We start from the raw sequence: 13395 nt of genomic DNA, 5'->3' as shown, positions 1-13395 counted from the left end.
GGACCTGGTCCCGGGGCCCGTCCGCCTACTGGGGCTCCTCGTCCTTCTTGGTGGCCCTGAGCGATCCGGCGTGGGCCTTCTCGTCGGGGTTGCCGCGGGTCTTGACGAGGCTCGCGACGGTGACCACGATGAGCACGCCGATGACGACGCCGAGGCTGAGCGGGGTCGGGATCTCGGGGATCGACGTGTCGATGTCCACGTGGGCCCAGTGCATGATGAGCTTGAAGCCGATGAACAGCAGGATGAGCGACAGGCCGAGCGAGAGGTAGACGAGCCGGTCGAGCAGGCCCTTCACGAGGAAGAACAGGGCCCGCAGGCCCAGCAGGGCGAAGGCGTTGGCGGTGAAGACGATGTACGCCTCCTGCGTGACGCCGAAGACCGCGGGGATCGAGTCGAGCGCGAACAGCAGGTCGACGCTGCCGATCGCGATGAGCACGATGAACAGCGGGGTGACGACCCGGCGGCCGTTCTCCTTGGTGAAGAGCTTGCCGCCGACGTAGTCGGCGCTGATGGGCAGGAAGCGCCGCGCGCCGCGCACCATCAGGTTGCTCTCGACGTCCGGATCCTCGTCGCGGTGCCGGAACAGCTGGATCGCGGTGTAGACCAGCAGCAGCCCGAACAGCAGGAACATGAACGAGAACGAGTTGATGAGCGTCGCGCCGAGGGCGATGAAGATCGCGCGCATGATGAGCGCGAGCACGATGCCGAAGGTGAGCACCTTGTGCTGGTGGTGGTCGGGGACCGCGAACGTCGTCATGATGATGACGAACACGAACAGGTTGTCGACCGAGAGGCTCTTCTCGATGATGTAGCCCGCGAAGTACTCGGTCCCGGCGGCGTTGCCGTACTGCATACCGAACCAGACGCCGAATCCGATGGCGATGGCGATGTAGAACACCGACCAGGCCGTGGCCTCTTTGAACCCGACGTGATGCGGCCGCGCCGCTGCCAAGATCAGGTCCACCGCCAGCAGCGCGACGATGAGACCGATGGTGACTGCCCAAGTGAGTGGGCTGATATCGAGCACGCTTCCTCCGTCAGATTGCCATCATCACGACTGCGGGCTGACATCACCCCTCAGTGCACCGAATCCTAACGGCATCCGGCGTCGCCGACCACGACTACCCCTCGGAGTAGGACCCGAACCGAAGTTCGTTCATCTCCTGTTCATCATGGGAATGGGGTGATCAGTCGGAAAGGGGACCGTCGTGCATGGAGCTCCGCACCGGTCGACGGCTAAAGGTCGTCGCCGTGGGCGGCGAACGCCTTGAGGGCGGCGGTCTGCCTGGGGCCGAGGGCCAGCGCGGGCCGGGCCGGGTTGGGGTGGACCTCGGCGGCCCGCCAGTACTCGGGGCGGACGCTGGTGGCGACCCCGATGCGGCGCAGCTGGGCGCTCAGCTCGTCGTAGAGCTCCTGGGCGTCGAAGAGGTAGACGTGCTCGATGGACCAGGGCCGGTGCGCCCCAGCGGATCCGGTCATGACCAGGTAGTAGTCGAGCTCTTCGGAGTCGGTCATGTCGAGCAGGCCCTGGTTGCGGGCGTAGTGCTTGACGTTGACGGTGCGCCCGGCGAGCGCCCCGCCGCGGAAGCGGCCGTCGATGACGCTGCCCGCGACCGGTTCCAGCTCGATGTCGAAGATCTGGGCGGCGATCCAGTCGGAGAGGTGCCCGGAGACGACGGGCCGCCCCACGATGTCGGCGATGCGCGCGTCGATCCGGTTGCGTTCACGCAGCAGCATCGCGATCGAGTTGAGTCCTGCCGTGTCCATGTGCGCTCCTCGGGCCTTCGACGCCCATGCTACTGACACGGCGACCGGGGCCGGGAGGTTGCGCGGTTCGGCTTCGGCCGCATGGTCGGCCTTGGAACAGATCGGTCGGCGTGCCCTGCGGGCCGCCGCTCAGCGGATCCGAGCGGCGGTGCAGCGACGGGATGGTCCGAGCGGGCGGTCACTCGGTGATGTCCCCGCGGGGGCGTCCTCGCATGCCTTTGGCGAACTCGTTGACGAGGCGGGGGTCGTTCTCGGGCGCCGTGTAGGAGCGCGTCTTGATCGGGCCCTGGGTGCGGCGCTCGCTCCGAGGCTCGACCACGGACGGCGATGCGGACGAGTCCAGCGGGGGACGCGGGTCCCTCTGCGGCCCACCGGTAGGCCGACGCGGTCGTGCCCTGCCGTCCTTCGAAGGACGCGGTGGCTGCCGCTGCGCGCGCTGGATCTTCCCGAAACACGCCTCGCAGTAGGAGCCGATGGCCTTCTTGCGGCTGTCGCAGCCGATGCAGAGCGGCCAGGACTGCGCTTTAACGTGCTTCTTACGGCGCTCGCGGCGCCGATCGCCGGCGGCGCCTCGCCGATTCCCTTCGCCGGGAGAGCGGCCGGCAGCACACGGCCGGCAGCGGCGGGTGCCGGCCTTCGCGTTCTTGCCGCACGACTCGCATCGAGGCGGAGACTGCTGCGAGCGGGGGACGGGGGGATCGATGTCCGCCTTGCTCGATACCGGCGGCGCATGCATTTCACCGGGCTGTCGCCCGGCCGCCCGGAACATGATCCGGTCCGGCGGCTTCGCGGTCGGTCTGCCGCCGCAGTGGCGGCATGATTCCCAGTCCGGGGACAGGATCAGAGCAGTGCACTCGGCGCAGAACCGGATTCGCCCCTGCATCGTCGGCGGATCCGACGGATCGAATACGGGCATCGATGCTCCAATCGAGGGGGTATCGAGGAACGTAGCACCGGCTGCGCCGCAGAGGAATCCTTCGCGCGTCCATAGGCGACTCGTACATGCGGGGATCGGTGCAGGCGGTGCGCCGGTCGCCACGGGCGGGAGGGGAGGCCACGGGGCCTGCGGCTCAGCCGCGTCCTGCGGCCTCCGCTCCAGCGCGAGCAGTGGTCTCGGCGGCCCTCGTCGCAGGGCGACCCGATGGCGTTCCCCTGCTTCGTCTTCCCCATGCCTCGGCCGCATGAGGCCGCCTTCGGGTGTTCAGAGGGTTCGGCGCATGGCCGCGCGGGGCCAGCGGTCGAGGCCGTGGGCGGCCTCCTGCTCGCGGATCTTGCGCAGGCCTGGGGACAGGTCCTCTGCCGGGATCGGTGCGAACCCGCAGCGGGCGTAGTAGGGGGCATTCCAGGGGACCTCGGTGAACGTGGTCAGGGTCAGCGCCGCCAGTCCCGCGGCGGCGGCGTGCTCGGCGGCGTGGTCGATCAGGCGGCGGCCGATGCGGCGGCGGGCCCGGTCGGGGTGGACCGAGACCTGCTCGAGGTGCAGCGCGCCGTCCACCGGTTCGGCGATGAGGTACGCGACCGCCCGGTCCTGGTCGTCGGCGGCGACCCAGGCCAGGCCCGAGCGCTGGTAGCGGGCCAGTTCTTCCAGGCTGAGCGGCTCGTCGTCGGCGATCTGCGGCATCCCCATGGGCCGGAAGCACTCTCCTGCGGCGCGTTCGATGTCCCGGCATCGGGGCAGGTCGGTGGCGGTGGCCGGTCGGATGCGCATCGGGACAGTGTGCCCCGGCGGACCGGCGGCGGCAACAGGTTTGCCTCCCCGGTATGCGAGCGCGGCGCGCGTGCGGAAGGATCTGCCCATGCGCTCAACGACCGTGCACGCCGACGACCAGACCCTCCTGCACGTCGGCGTCACCGGCAGCGGGCCCGACGCGCTGGTCCTGTCCGGCGGCCCCGGCTGCGTCCACTACCTCGAGCGCGACGAGATCGCGCCCCGGGGGATGCGGGCGTGGTACCCCGAACCGCGGGGCGTGGGCCGCTCTGAGGGCGGTCCGCACACCATCGCCCAGGCCGTCGCCGACCTCGAGGCGGTCAGACGCGCTGCGGGCGTGGACCGGTGGGTGGTGCTCGGCCACTCGTGGGGCGCGGACCTCGCCGTCCGGTACGCCTTGGACCATCCCTCCCGCGTCCGCTCGGTCGTGTCGGTCGCCGCTCACGGCCTCCACAAGGACCGCAGCTGGTCCGAGGTCTACGAGTCCTTGAAGGACACGCAGCCCAGGATCGACATCGATTGGGAGCCTTCGGTGCACCGGGCGCTGATGGCGTCGTTCCTGGAGTGGATCCACGAGCCCGGGCTGTTCCGGGGCCTGGCCGACTGCACGGTGCCGATGACCATTATCGCGGCCGAGGACGACATCAGGCCCTCCTGGCCGCTGCGCCAGCTCGCCGCCCTGGTCCCCCGCGGCGCCTTCGTCGAGGTCCCCGGCGTCCCGCACGACCTGTGGTCGACCCATCCGCAGGTCTGGGTCGACGTCGTGTCGAGCGCCTGCCGCAATCCGGTCTGAGGTCCCGCTCGCATGCGGCCGTCGGCCTGCGGCGGTCAGCGGCTTTCGGCGACGGCCACCGCGAGCGCCCGGTGGGAGGCGCTCATGTCGACCAGGCGGGCCCGCAGTTCGGACCTCCATTCGGGCTCGTCGCCGTCCGTCTCACCGAGGGCTCGGTCGATGCGCACGAGCGAGCAGGCGGCGTGCGCACCGGCGAACAGCCGCAGGTGCTCCAGGTCGCGGTCGTCGAAGGGCCGGAGGCCGCGGTACCCGGCGATGAACGCCGCGAAGCGCGCCCGGTGCTCGGGGTCGGGGCGGCCGTCGGGGCCGGTCAGGTCGCGCAGGGCGTAGGCGATGTCGGCTCCGTGCCAGGAGCGGGCGGCCTCGTCGAAGTCGAAGGCGGTCGCCCGGCCGTCGTCCCAGGCGAGGTTGTCGAGTTCGAAGTCGCCGTGGACGACGCCGAACCGGGACCGGTCGCGGGGAAGCCCGTCGAGCCGGTCGGACAGGCGCGAGGCGGCCTCGACCAGGGCCGGGTCGTCGGCGAACCGGTCGGCGATCTCGCCCAGTTCGGTGAAGGCCGCGGGAAGGCCGGTCTCGACGCCGGCGGCGGCCTCGTGCACCGCCGCGAGCGCGGCGCCCCAGGCTCGCGCGCGGTCCTCGGTCGCGTCGGCGAGGTCGAGTTCGTCTCCCGGAGCGGCCTCGACCACCATGGCGTGCATGGGACCCAGCGCCGTCGGCACGGTCGCGGTCAGGGCACCGGCGGGCGTCGGGACCGGACGGGCCACCGCCGCACCGAGTTCGGCGAGCCGGTCGGTCAGAGCGGCCACCGCCGCCACGGCCTCGGCGTCGCGGTAGGCGCCGGGGACGAACCGGAGGTACCGCCTCCCGCTCGGATCGGGCAGGACGAACACGTGCGAAGCGCTTGAGCGCCACCACTTCGCAGTGCCACCGGGGTAATCCCACACGGCGGCGACCCGGTCGGCGACCGGGCTCTCCCACGCAGGGGTCACGGTGCGCTTCAGGCGATCGATCTCAGTCAACGGCATCATCGCCGGTCAGTCTCTCCGGCGATCGCCGCGCGCGCAATCCGATTCCCGGCCCGCGGCCGCAACGGGCGTCGTCCTCGCGGACCGCACGGCGACGGCCCGCCTTGGCCCGCTTCGATAGCCTGGCGCCCATGGAAGCCCCTACCCCCGGCCCGGTCTCCTCCTCGGCATCGACTTCGGCACCTCGCACACCGTCGCCGTCGTGCGCCGCGCCGACGGGCGGTCCGACACGCTCCTGTTCGACGGCTCGCCCCTGCTCCCCTCGGCGGTCTACGCCCACGAGGACGGCACGATCGCGGTCGGCCGCGACGCCGTGCACGGCGGCCGCCGCCGCCCCGACCGCTTCGAGCCGAACCCCAAGCGCGCGGTCGACGCCGAGACGCTGCTGCTCGGCGACCGCGAATACGAGGTGGTCGAGGTGGTCGCCGCGATCCTGCGCCGGGTCGGAGACGAGTGCGAGCGCATCGCGGGGACGCCCGAGCGCACCACGGTCACCGTGCCCGCCGCCTGGGGCCCGACGAGGAGCCAGGTGGTCCGCGACGCCGCCGAGCGGGCGGGCCTCGCCTCGGTCGCGCTCGTGCCCGAGCCGGTCGCGGCCGCCACGTTCTACGCCTCGCTGCTCGACCAGGGCGTGGCGGTGGACTCCTCGGTGGTGGTGTTCGACCTCGGCGCCGGGACGTTCGACGCCGGCGTGGTCGCACGCCGCGCCGACGGCTTCGCGGTCCTCGCCGTCGACGGCCGCGACGACCTGGGCGGACTCGACCTGGACGCGGCGGTCCTGGGGCGCCTGGGCCGCCAGTTCGCGGCCGAGCCGAACTGGCGGCGGCTGCTCGAACCGGAGAGCGGGGCCGATCGCGCGGCCCGCCGCGAACTGCTCGAGGAGATCAGGTTCGCCAAGGAGCGGCTGTCGCGCCACCAGAGCGCCGACCTGCACGTCCCGGGCCGCGACGCCGACATCCACCTGACGCGTCCCGAACTCGAGCAGGCCGCCGCACCGCTGATCGGGCAGGCGGTCAAGGTGGTCAAGGCGGTCATCAGGGCCGCCGGGCTCACTCCCGACCTCGTCGCGGGGATGTTCCTGGTCGGGGGCGGGAGCCGCATGCCGATCGTGGCGACCGCGCTGCACCGGGAACTCGGCATCGCCCCGACCACGGTCGAGCAGCCCGAGACGGCCGTCGCCCAGGGCAGTGTGCTCACCGAGCGGACGCGGCCCGCCTCCCCCGCGACGGCATCGGAGACCCCGCCGCCGCAGCCTTACGCGCCGGTGCCCGTGACGCTGCCGCGCCCTCAGAGGCTGCCCAAGCCGTCGCGCACCGCGCTGGACCGGCGCCGCCGGCGCAACAGGGTCCTGGCGGCGGCCTCCTCGCTGATCCTCATCGGCTCCATCACGGTGGTGACGCTGATCTGGGACGGGATTCAGGCCTCCGGCACCGGCGCGGATTTCGACAGCGGCATCTGCGCCGCCTTCGATTACGGGCCGTACCTGGAGCTCGCCGGGGTGGACGCCGCCGACTTCTCAAGCGAGGAGGTCGACGTCACCGATTATGACGGCTACGTGGCCTGCAATTACTCTGCCGAAGGCAGGAGCCTCCAGTTCTCCGTCATGGAGTACGACGAGGTCGGCAGTGCGGTGTACAACGTCGAGAGCGTCGTCGAGGACCCTGACCTTGAAGCGGGGGTCGCGGTCGGCGAATTCACCGAACTCGGCGACACCGGGTACCACCGGGTCGAGGCGGGACCTCCCGTGAAGCACTGGATCGCCTTCGTAGAGGGCAGGGTCGTGTTCCAGGTCATCATCGGAGACGACTCGGAGACCGCCGAGCCCGAAGCGATCGACGCGATGCTGGTCGAGATCGGCCGCACGCTGCTGGAGGACGTCACCGGGAACGGGTGAGGGAGCCGGGGCGGCCGAAGTCGACAGCCGCCTCTCCGGGTGCCGGTGCGGACCGCGGTTCAGACGGCGGACCAGCCGCCGTCGCTGGGGAGAACGGCGCCGTTGACGTTGGCGGCGTCGTCGCTCAGGAGCCAGGTGACGGCGTTCGCGATGACCCCGGCGCCGACCGGTTCGGGGACGGCGGCCTTCATGATCGGGCCGATGCGCTTCCCGGCGTACTCGGACCGCATCGAGCCCTCGATGTTGGTCGCGGTCGCCCCCGGGGCCACGGCGTTAGTACGGATGCCTTTGGGGCCGTAGAAGAACGCGGTGTTCTTGGTGAAGCCGACGACGGCGTGCTTGGAGGCGGTGTAGGCCGCTCCCGCCGCTCCGCCGCGCAGGGCGGCCTCGGAGGCGATGTTGACGATCGAACCGGCCCCGGCCTCGATCATGAGCGGCAGGACCGCGCGGGTCAGGCGCATCGGCACGGTCACGTTGAGGCCGAAGACGCGGTCCCAGGTGTCGTCGTCCACCTCGGCGGCGGGCAGGAAGCCGTCCATGATGCCCGCGACGTTGGCGAGGCCGTGGATCGGGCCGTCCGCGGCGGCGATCACGCGGTCGATCACGGACGCGTCGGTGAGGTCGCCCGCCACGGGGAGGACGTGGACCTCGGCGCCGAGCTCGTTGAGGCGGTCCTGGTCGACGTCGACGGCCACGACCTCGGCGCCCTCCTCGGACAGGCGCCTGGCGGTCGCGCGGCCGATGCCCGAGCCGGCGCCGGTGACGACGACGGTCCTGCCCGTGAAGCGGTTCCCTGTTTCCATGAGTCCTCCTCGGCTCCGGGTCGCCCGGCACGGCGGCCCGTGTCGCAGTATGACGCCGGGAGGGGCTCGGCCCTGCGGTTTCGCCGGATCGGGTCCGCTTCAGGGCCGGGAACCGCCGCTCACCCCTCGAGCCAGGCGGCCCAGGTCGGGACGGTCTCGAGCATGATCGTGGCGGCCTCGACCGAGTCGCGCACGTCCCGCCCGAACCGGGCCTGGAGCTCGGGGCTGCCGCCGCGGTGCCCGCACGCCATCCACAGCTGCCACGTCGCCACGCTCACGCGTCCGGCGAGCATGCCGGTGAACGCGGACTCGTCGGTCGGGCCGGGGCGCCCGCCCGCGGCGAGGTACCCCGACAGGCAGGCCTCGACGACGCGGCGCTCGGGCCGCATCACGCCCAGGCCGGGCGCGGCCAGTTCGAACGCGGTGCAGACCAGCTCCCACCAGGGCACCTGCGCGCCCGCCGCGTCGAAGTCCAGCAGCACCGGTCCGTCCGGGCCCTCCAGGACGTTGTTGTAGCTGATGTCGCGGTGCATGACCAGCTTGGGCCGCTTCGCGAGCGGGTCGGCCCGGAGGATCTCCTCGGTCCGCGCCACCGCGTGCCGGAAGGCGCGCACCTGGCCGGCGTCGAGGACGCCGAGCCGCTCGGCCTGGGCGAACCACTCGTCCCACTCCTCGTCCGGGTGGGTCCGGTAGTCGCCGACGACCTCGGGATCGGCCGGGATCGCGAGCGCCTCCAGGACGGCGACGACGCCGCCCGCCCATGCCGCCAGCGGTTCCGCCACCGGTGGAGCGGGGTGCCCGCCTTCGACGAACCGCATCGCCCGGGCGTACACGTCCTCGCCGACCGGGCGCCACAGGCCCGCCTCGCCCAGGTAAGTCGAGTGCGGCTCGGGCATGGCGACGCCGGCCTCCCAGGCCGCGGCCTCGAGCGCGCCCGTCTGCGCGGCCATGCCGAGCCAGAAGTCGCCCCAGGGGCGCTGGAGCTTCACCACCCAGGCGCCGGAGTCCGTCTCGACCTTCCACACCGGGAGCTGCTCGTTCTCCTGGAGCACCACCGGCGGTCGCAGCGACCGCCCCAGTCCGAGCTGCTCGGTCGCCCGCGTCACGTCCATGGTCGGTGATTCAACCCGGGCAGGCGGCCCGTGGCAACCGGTTTACCGGCCCGTGGTCTAGTCCCCGGCCCGCTGGGCCGGGACGGGGTGCTGGATGCCTTCGAGGGCGCCGGTGAGGATCTCGCCGACGGCCAGCAGCCGGTCGGCCATCGACTCGGGGTCGAGCACCTCGTCGCAGGAGGCGACCCACGCGTGCATCAGGGCCGTGCCGCCGCCGGTGATGAACACGCCGAGGTCGTCGGCGACCCGCGGGGGGAGCACGGAGCCGAAGCGGACGCGGAGGGAGCTGCTGCGCAGCGGCGCGAGCAGGGCGCTGACGACCTGGTTGAGCGCGTAGGCGCTGGAGGACTCGAACATCGCCCGGTAGAAGCCGCGGTGGGCGGCGAAGTGCCTGGTCACGGCCAGGGCTCGTTCGCGGCTGATCGTCTCGGCGGGCGCCTCGCCCCAGGGGTCGGCCAGTTCGCGGCGCGCGAGGTCGAGGGCGGCCTCGAACAGCAGCGTGTCGCGGTCGCCGTAGTGCAGGTAGACGAGCTGGCGGCTCACCCCCGCGGCGTCGGCGATCTCGGAGACGGGCACGTTCGCGGTGCCGCGGGCGCTCACGAGCGTGACCGCGGCGGCCAGGAGGGCGGCGCGGGTTCGTCGCACCCGGCGGTCCTTGGCGGGTGGCGGAGGGTCGAAACTCACTCGGACGAGAATAGACAGCTGTTAATAAATCGACAAGTATTCGATGAACTGAATGGAAAGTTTACGATTTTGTGGCAGCTATCACCTGCGAAAATATTCACGGCGTGAAATGGCGGGCGTCCGTGTAATACCAGTCGGGGCCGATCCGCTCGAAGGCGCTGCGCTCGGCCTGGGAGCCGGGCCCCTCGGCGTCGGCGTAGTCGGCGCGGAAGCGCACGGTGCCGGTGGTGTGGAGCGGAGAGCCGCCGGTGACCTCCAGGATCTCCAGGCCCGTCCAGCGGCGGTCGTCGCCGAGGCCGAGGCGCTCGGGCCGCGTGCCGGGATGCCAGGTGCGCAGGAGGTAAGACTCGTCGCCGACGGCGAAGGCGCTGTAGCGCGAGCGCATGAGGGCCTCGGCGGTGGGGGCCTTGGCGGCTCCGGTGTGGAAGGGGCCGCAGCACTCGGCGTAGGGCAGGCCGGTCCCGCACGGGCAGGCGGTCGGGCGGGCGGGCTTGCGGGAGCGTCGAGGCATGCGGGGATTCTCCCCCGGGCGCGGCGAGGACGGCGGGGCGGAAGGCCCGGTGGTTCCGCGGTCCCGTCAGAGGGCGGCGGCTCGTCGGCGCAGCAGGAGGTTCTGCGCGCTCAGCCCTATCGCCGCATAGGCGTACAGCGACGCGATGCCCAGGAGGCCGACGCCGTCGGCGTGGTCGATCCACAGGCCGAAGGCCAGGTGGACGGCGAACGACAGGAGCCACAGCCCGGTCGTGGCCACGGATCCCCTGCGCAGCACGCGGCCTCCGGGCTCGCGCCATACCGACACGGTCTTGGCGCGGGCGGCGCCGAGGACCGCCGCGGCGGCCAGGCTCGCGCCGAGCAGCACGACGGGGAGCGCGGTGAGCGGGTGGAACTTCACGACCGAGGCGATGCCGAAGGCGATGCCCGCAGCCCCCAGGACGCCGAACACCGCAGGGGTGACGAGCGAGCCGACGGGCCGGATCGGCCTCGCGCGAAGCTGCTGGAGCACCACGACCGCCAGGACCGGTACGGCGGCCGCGTAAGCGCCCATGTTCTCCACTACGCCCCCAGGAATGAAAGGTGCTCGGATTCGAGCCGTCGGTGATCGTAGGGGCATCGGCGGGTCCCCGGCGAGCCGGTACCCGAGACCGTCGGTTCGGCCGCAGGGCGGCAGGCGCTCCGGGTACCGGTGCCGCCTCCGGACGATGCGGGCCGTCGGGCCGGACAGCGGCCGTCAGGGGCTCGCCGTCGCCCCTCCGGGACCGGTGCCGTCGCGCGCCGGTCGCATCGGGCGCGTTCGCGCCCTCGGGGATCGGAGCCGGGGTCTCCGGTCGGTTCGGCGGCGCCGCGGAACCGACCGGAGACCCCCTCGGCTCTCGAGCGCTTAGTAGTCGAGCAGCGGCAGGACGACCTCGGCGTAGGCGTCCTGGCCGGCGGCGGTCGGGTGGAACGACTCCAGGGTCCCGACGTAGCCGAGGATCCACGGGTCGGCGGAGCAGACCGCGTGGCCCTCGAACGCGTCGCGGACGTCCGCGAAGTCGAAGCCGTGGTCGGCCGCGACGGCCGCCGTGGTCTCGGCGAGGAGGTCGGCGGTCTCGTTGAGGAGCGCCTGCTCGTCCGGGGTGATCGCGAGCGAGCCCGCGCAGGTGGTGCCGTCGAACAGGCGCGGGTTGCCCACGACCACGACGTCCGCGTCGGGAGCCTTGGTCTCGACCCGGGTGTACAGGTCGTCGAGCTCGGCCGGGAGCGAGTTCTCGATGATGTTCCGCGCGTTGGCGATCGCACCCTCGCACAGGGCCGTGTCCGTGCCGGCGCAGGCGCCCAGGACGGTCGAGAACCCGGCGTCGTTGCCGCCCACGCCGATCGTGACGTGCTCGGTGTTGGCGGGGCGGAGGTGGTTCAGCTGGTTCGCGACCACGTCCTCGACGCGGGCGCCCGAGCAGGCCTCGAACCACAGGCGCTCGCCGAGTTCCGACGCGGCCTGCCGGGGGTAGGCGTTGGCGGAGCGGTAGCAGCCGTCGTCGCCGATGTAGTCGCCCGCGCCGACGCCCGAGGCGTACGAGTCGCCGAGCGCCACGTACTGCTGGATCGTGATGTCGGCCGAAGCGGAGCCGGCCAGGCCGGCGACGCCCAGGCCCGCGGCCGCGGCGACCGCGGCGACGCGGGTGATCACGCGGCGCGACTTGCCTTCCTTGAAGGACACAGGGTCTCCTTGCTGTCGTCAGGGCCGGTGGGAGGGCCGCCCCGGGTGAGAGGCGCCCGCCCGCCGGAGGACCGCGCCATTATATGCAGGCAAGTCCATTGTGCCGCAATAGGAACGGTGCGTGATATTCCGTCACTCGGGCGGTGCGTCGACCGGGGCGGAGCATGGTCCACTGTAGGCGCGATTGATGCCGCGGACCCATCGGAGAAAGTGTTTCGTCCGGTTTACCCCTGCGAGGGCGGCGCGTTACCGGACGCCTCCATGGATTCTTCTCTTCATGGAGTGGAAATATCGCCGGGACTGTTGGAAACTTTTTCACTCATGGCTAGAATGACGGCACCCGTCCCGAAGTAAGGTGCAGCCCATGAGCGAGCCCGCCCGCCCCCGCGCGACGCTGACCGAGGTGGCCGATCGCGCCGGCGTCTCGAAGGCCACGGCCTCGAAGGTGCTCAACGGCAGACCGGGGGTGGCCGAGGAGACGCGGCGGCTGGTGCGGGAGGCCATCGCCGAGCTCGGGTACGTGCCGACCACCGGCCCGCGGGAGACGGCCGCGCCCCAGTCGATCCACGTCGTGTTCGACACGATCCTCAACATGTACGCGGTCTACGTGCTCGACGGCCTCATCAGCGGCGGCCGCGAACTGGGCGTCGAGGTGGTGACGAGCGCGCTCGACTCGAAGATCACGGCGCAGAACGAGCCGCTGGGGCTCGACCGGATCAAGGAGATCGCCGGGAGCGGCGCGGCGGGACTGGTCGTGGTGACCGCGCAGCTGACCGGCGAGGAGATGACCGCGTGCGAGCAGCTGGGGCTGCCGCTGGTGGTGATCGACCCGGCCAACCCCCTCGACGAGCGGGTGACGAGCCTGGGCGCGACGAACTGGGCGGGCGGCGTCCAGGCCACGAGGCACCTGATCGACTTGGGGCACCGGAGGATCGGCTTCGCGGGCGGGCCGGAGCGGTCGGTTCCGGCGCGCGAGCGCCTGCACGGGTACCGGGAGGCGCTGGAGGCCGCGGGCATCGAGGTCGACCCGGCGCTGGTGAGGACCGGGAAGTTCAGTCCCGAGTCCGGCGAGGTGAGCGCGGACGCGCTGCTGGACCTGGAGGACCCGCCGACGGCGGTCTTCGCGGGGAGCGACAGCGTCGCGGTGGGCGTGCTGCGCAGCGCGCGGCGGCGGGGCCTGGAGGTCCCGGGCGACCTGAGCGTGGTGGGCTTCGACGACACCTACAACGCGATGTGGGTGGAGCCGCCGCTGACGACGGTGCGCCAGCCGCTGCGCCAGATGGGGCGGGTGGCGGCGCGGACCGCGCTGGACCTGGCGGCGGGCAAGGTCCCCGACTCGCACCACGTGCAGCTGGCGACGAGCCTCGTCGTGCGCGAGTCGACCGCGCCGCCGCGTTCGGCCCGCTGAGGGC

14 protein-coding genes are annotated in these 13395 nt (G+C 72.2%); 3 read left to right on the top strand and 11 right to left on the bottom strand.

Translation table 11 applies throughout. From position 1 onward, the window contains the following. Positions 1-25: 25 nt before the first annotated feature. From LO763_RS10980 to LO763_RS10965, 4 genes are all read right to left on the bottom strand, one after another. Complete coding sequence (locus LO763_RS10980) at positions 26-1027, bottom strand: TerC/Alx family metal homeostasis membrane protein (RefSeq protein WP_230602027.1); 1002 nt, start codon at positions 1025-1027, stop codon at positions 26-28. A 209-nt stretch (positions 1028-1236) separates the two neighbouring features. Next, on the bottom strand, positions 1237-1767 hold the full coding sequence (locus LO763_RS10975; RefSeq protein ID WP_230602026.1) for a hypothetical protein: 531 nt from the start codon (positions 1765-1767) through the stop codon (positions 1237-1239). A gap of 178 nt (positions 1768-1945) precedes the next feature. Beyond that, a complete protein-coding gene (locus LO763_RS10970; RefSeq protein WP_230602025.1) occupies positions 1946-2086 on the bottom strand; it encodes a hypothetical protein in 141 nt (46 codons plus the stop codon). An 882-nt stretch (positions 2087-2968) separates the two neighbouring features. Next, complete coding sequence (locus LO763_RS10965; protein ID WP_230602024.1) at positions 2969-3475, bottom strand: GNAT family N-acetyltransferase; 507 nt, start codon at positions 3473-3475, stop codon at positions 2969-2971. A gap of 88 nt (positions 3476-3563) precedes the next feature. Between LO763_RS10965 and LO763_RS10960 the strand changes: the two genes are divergently transcribed. Beyond that, positions 3564-4268 (top strand): alpha/beta fold hydrolase, encoded by a 705-nt coding sequence (locus LO763_RS10960; protein WP_230602023.1) that lies wholly within the window; start codon positions 3564-3566, stop codon positions 4266-4268. Positions 4269-4303: 35 nt separating this feature from the next. Here LO763_RS10960 and LO763_RS10955 read toward each other — a convergent pair whose 3' ends face one another. After that, complete coding sequence (locus LO763_RS10955) at positions 4304-5293, bottom strand: phosphotransferase enzyme family protein (protein ID WP_439650282.1); 990 nt, start codon at positions 5291-5293, stop codon at positions 4304-4306. Between the two features lie 202 nt (positions 5294-5495). On the opposite strand from LO763_RS10955, the gene LO763_RS10950 reads away from it, so the two are divergent. After that, positions 5496-7187, top strand: a complete 1692-nt coding sequence (locus tag LO763_RS10950) for an Hsp70 family protein (RefSeq protein ID WP_230602021.1) — start codon at positions 5496-5498, stop codon at positions 7185-7187. Between the two features lie 59 nt (positions 7188-7246). Here LO763_RS10950 and LO763_RS10945 read toward each other — a convergent pair whose 3' ends face one another. From LO763_RS10945 to LO763_RS10920, 6 genes are all read right to left on the bottom strand, one after another. Further along, the gene (locus LO763_RS10945) at positions 7247-7990 is read right to left on the bottom strand and encodes an SDR family NAD(P)-dependent oxidoreductase (protein ID WP_230602020.1); all 744 of its coding nucleotides are present in this window, start codon (positions 7988-7990) and stop codon (positions 7247-7249) included. A 119-nt stretch (positions 7991-8109) separates the two neighbouring features. Continuing rightward, positions 8110-9102 carry an aminoglycoside phosphotransferase family protein gene (locus LO763_RS10940; RefSeq protein ID WP_230602019.1) on the bottom strand — a complete coding sequence of 331 codons (993 nt, stop codon included), beginning with the start codon at positions 9100-9102 and terminating at the stop codon, positions 8110-8112. 57 nt (positions 9103-9159) lie between these two features. After that, a complete protein-coding gene (locus LO763_RS10935) occupies positions 9160-9747 on the bottom strand; it encodes a TetR/AcrR family transcriptional regulator (RefSeq protein ID WP_230602018.1) in 588 nt (195 codons plus the stop codon). Positions 9748-9883: 136 nt separating this feature from the next. Beyond that, complete coding sequence (locus LO763_RS10930) at positions 9884-10297, bottom strand: YchJ family protein (RefSeq protein WP_230602017.1); 414 nt, start codon at positions 10295-10297, stop codon at positions 9884-9886. A 66-nt stretch (positions 10298-10363) separates the two neighbouring features. Then, complete coding sequence (locus LO763_RS10925) at positions 10364-10831, bottom strand: hypothetical protein (RefSeq protein WP_230602016.1); 468 nt, start codon at positions 10829-10831, stop codon at positions 10364-10366. 333 nt (positions 10832-11164) lie between these two features. Further along, positions 11165-11983 (bottom strand): SGNH/GDSL hydrolase family protein, encoded by an 819-nt coding sequence (locus LO763_RS10920; RefSeq protein ID WP_230602015.1) that lies wholly within the window; start codon positions 11981-11983, stop codon positions 11165-11167. Positions 11984-12347: 364 nt separating this feature from the next. Here LO763_RS10920 and LO763_RS10915 point away from each other — a divergent pair, with 364 nt between their 5' ends. Next, entirely contained in the window at positions 12348-13391 is a 1044-nt protein-coding gene (locus LO763_RS10915; protein WP_230602014.1) for a LacI family DNA-binding transcriptional regulator, read from the top strand. The last annotated feature ends 4 nt before the right edge of the window (positions 13392-13395 follow it).

The organism is Glycomyces amatae, from assembly GCF_020991375.1.
Taxonomy (GTDB): domain Bacteria; phylum Actinomycetota; class Actinomycetes; order Mycobacteriales; family Micromonosporaceae; genus Glycomyces; species Glycomyces amatae.
The sequence above is the reverse complement of the archived record's forward strand: the minus strand, read 5'-3'. Positions and strand labels throughout refer to the sequence as shown.

Excerpts from the sequence above, each read along its gene's own strand:
- LO763_RS10975 (WP_230602026.1), bottom strand. The coding sequence starts at position 1,767 with ATGGACACGGCAGGACTCAACTCGATCGCGATGCTGCTGCGTGAACGC.
- LO763_RS10965 (WP_230602024.1), bottom strand. The coding sequence starts at position 3,475 with ATGCGCATCCGACCGGCCACCGCCACCGACCTGCCCCGATGCCGGGAC.
- LO763_RS10960 (WP_230602023.1), top strand. The coding sequence starts at position 3,564 with ATGCGCTCAACGACCGTGCACGCCGACGACCAGACCCTCCTGCACGTC.
- LO763_RS10955 (WP_439650282.1), bottom strand. The coding sequence starts at position 5,293 with ATGCCGTTGACTGAGATCGATCGCCTGAAGCGCACCGTGACCCCTGCG.
- LO763_RS10945 (WP_230602020.1), bottom strand. The coding sequence starts at position 7,990 with ATGGAAACAGGGAACCGCTTCACGGGCAGGACCGTCGTCGTCACCGGC.
- LO763_RS10940 (WP_230602019.1), bottom strand. The coding sequence starts at position 9,102 with ATGGACGTGACGCGGGCGACCGAGCAGCTCGGACTGGGGCGGTCGCTG.
- LO763_RS10930 (WP_230602017.1), bottom strand. The coding sequence starts at position 10,297 with ATGCCTCGACGCTCCCGCAAGCCCGCCCGCCCGACCGCCTGCCCGTGC.
- LO763_RS10925 (WP_230602016.1), bottom strand. The coding sequence starts at position 10,831 with ATGGGCGCTTACGCGGCCGCCGTACCGGTCCTGGCGGTCGTGGTGCTC.
- LO763_RS10915 (WP_230602014.1), top strand. The coding sequence starts at position 12,348 with ATGAGCGAGCCCGCCCGCCCCCGCGCGACGCTGACCGAGGTGGCCGAT.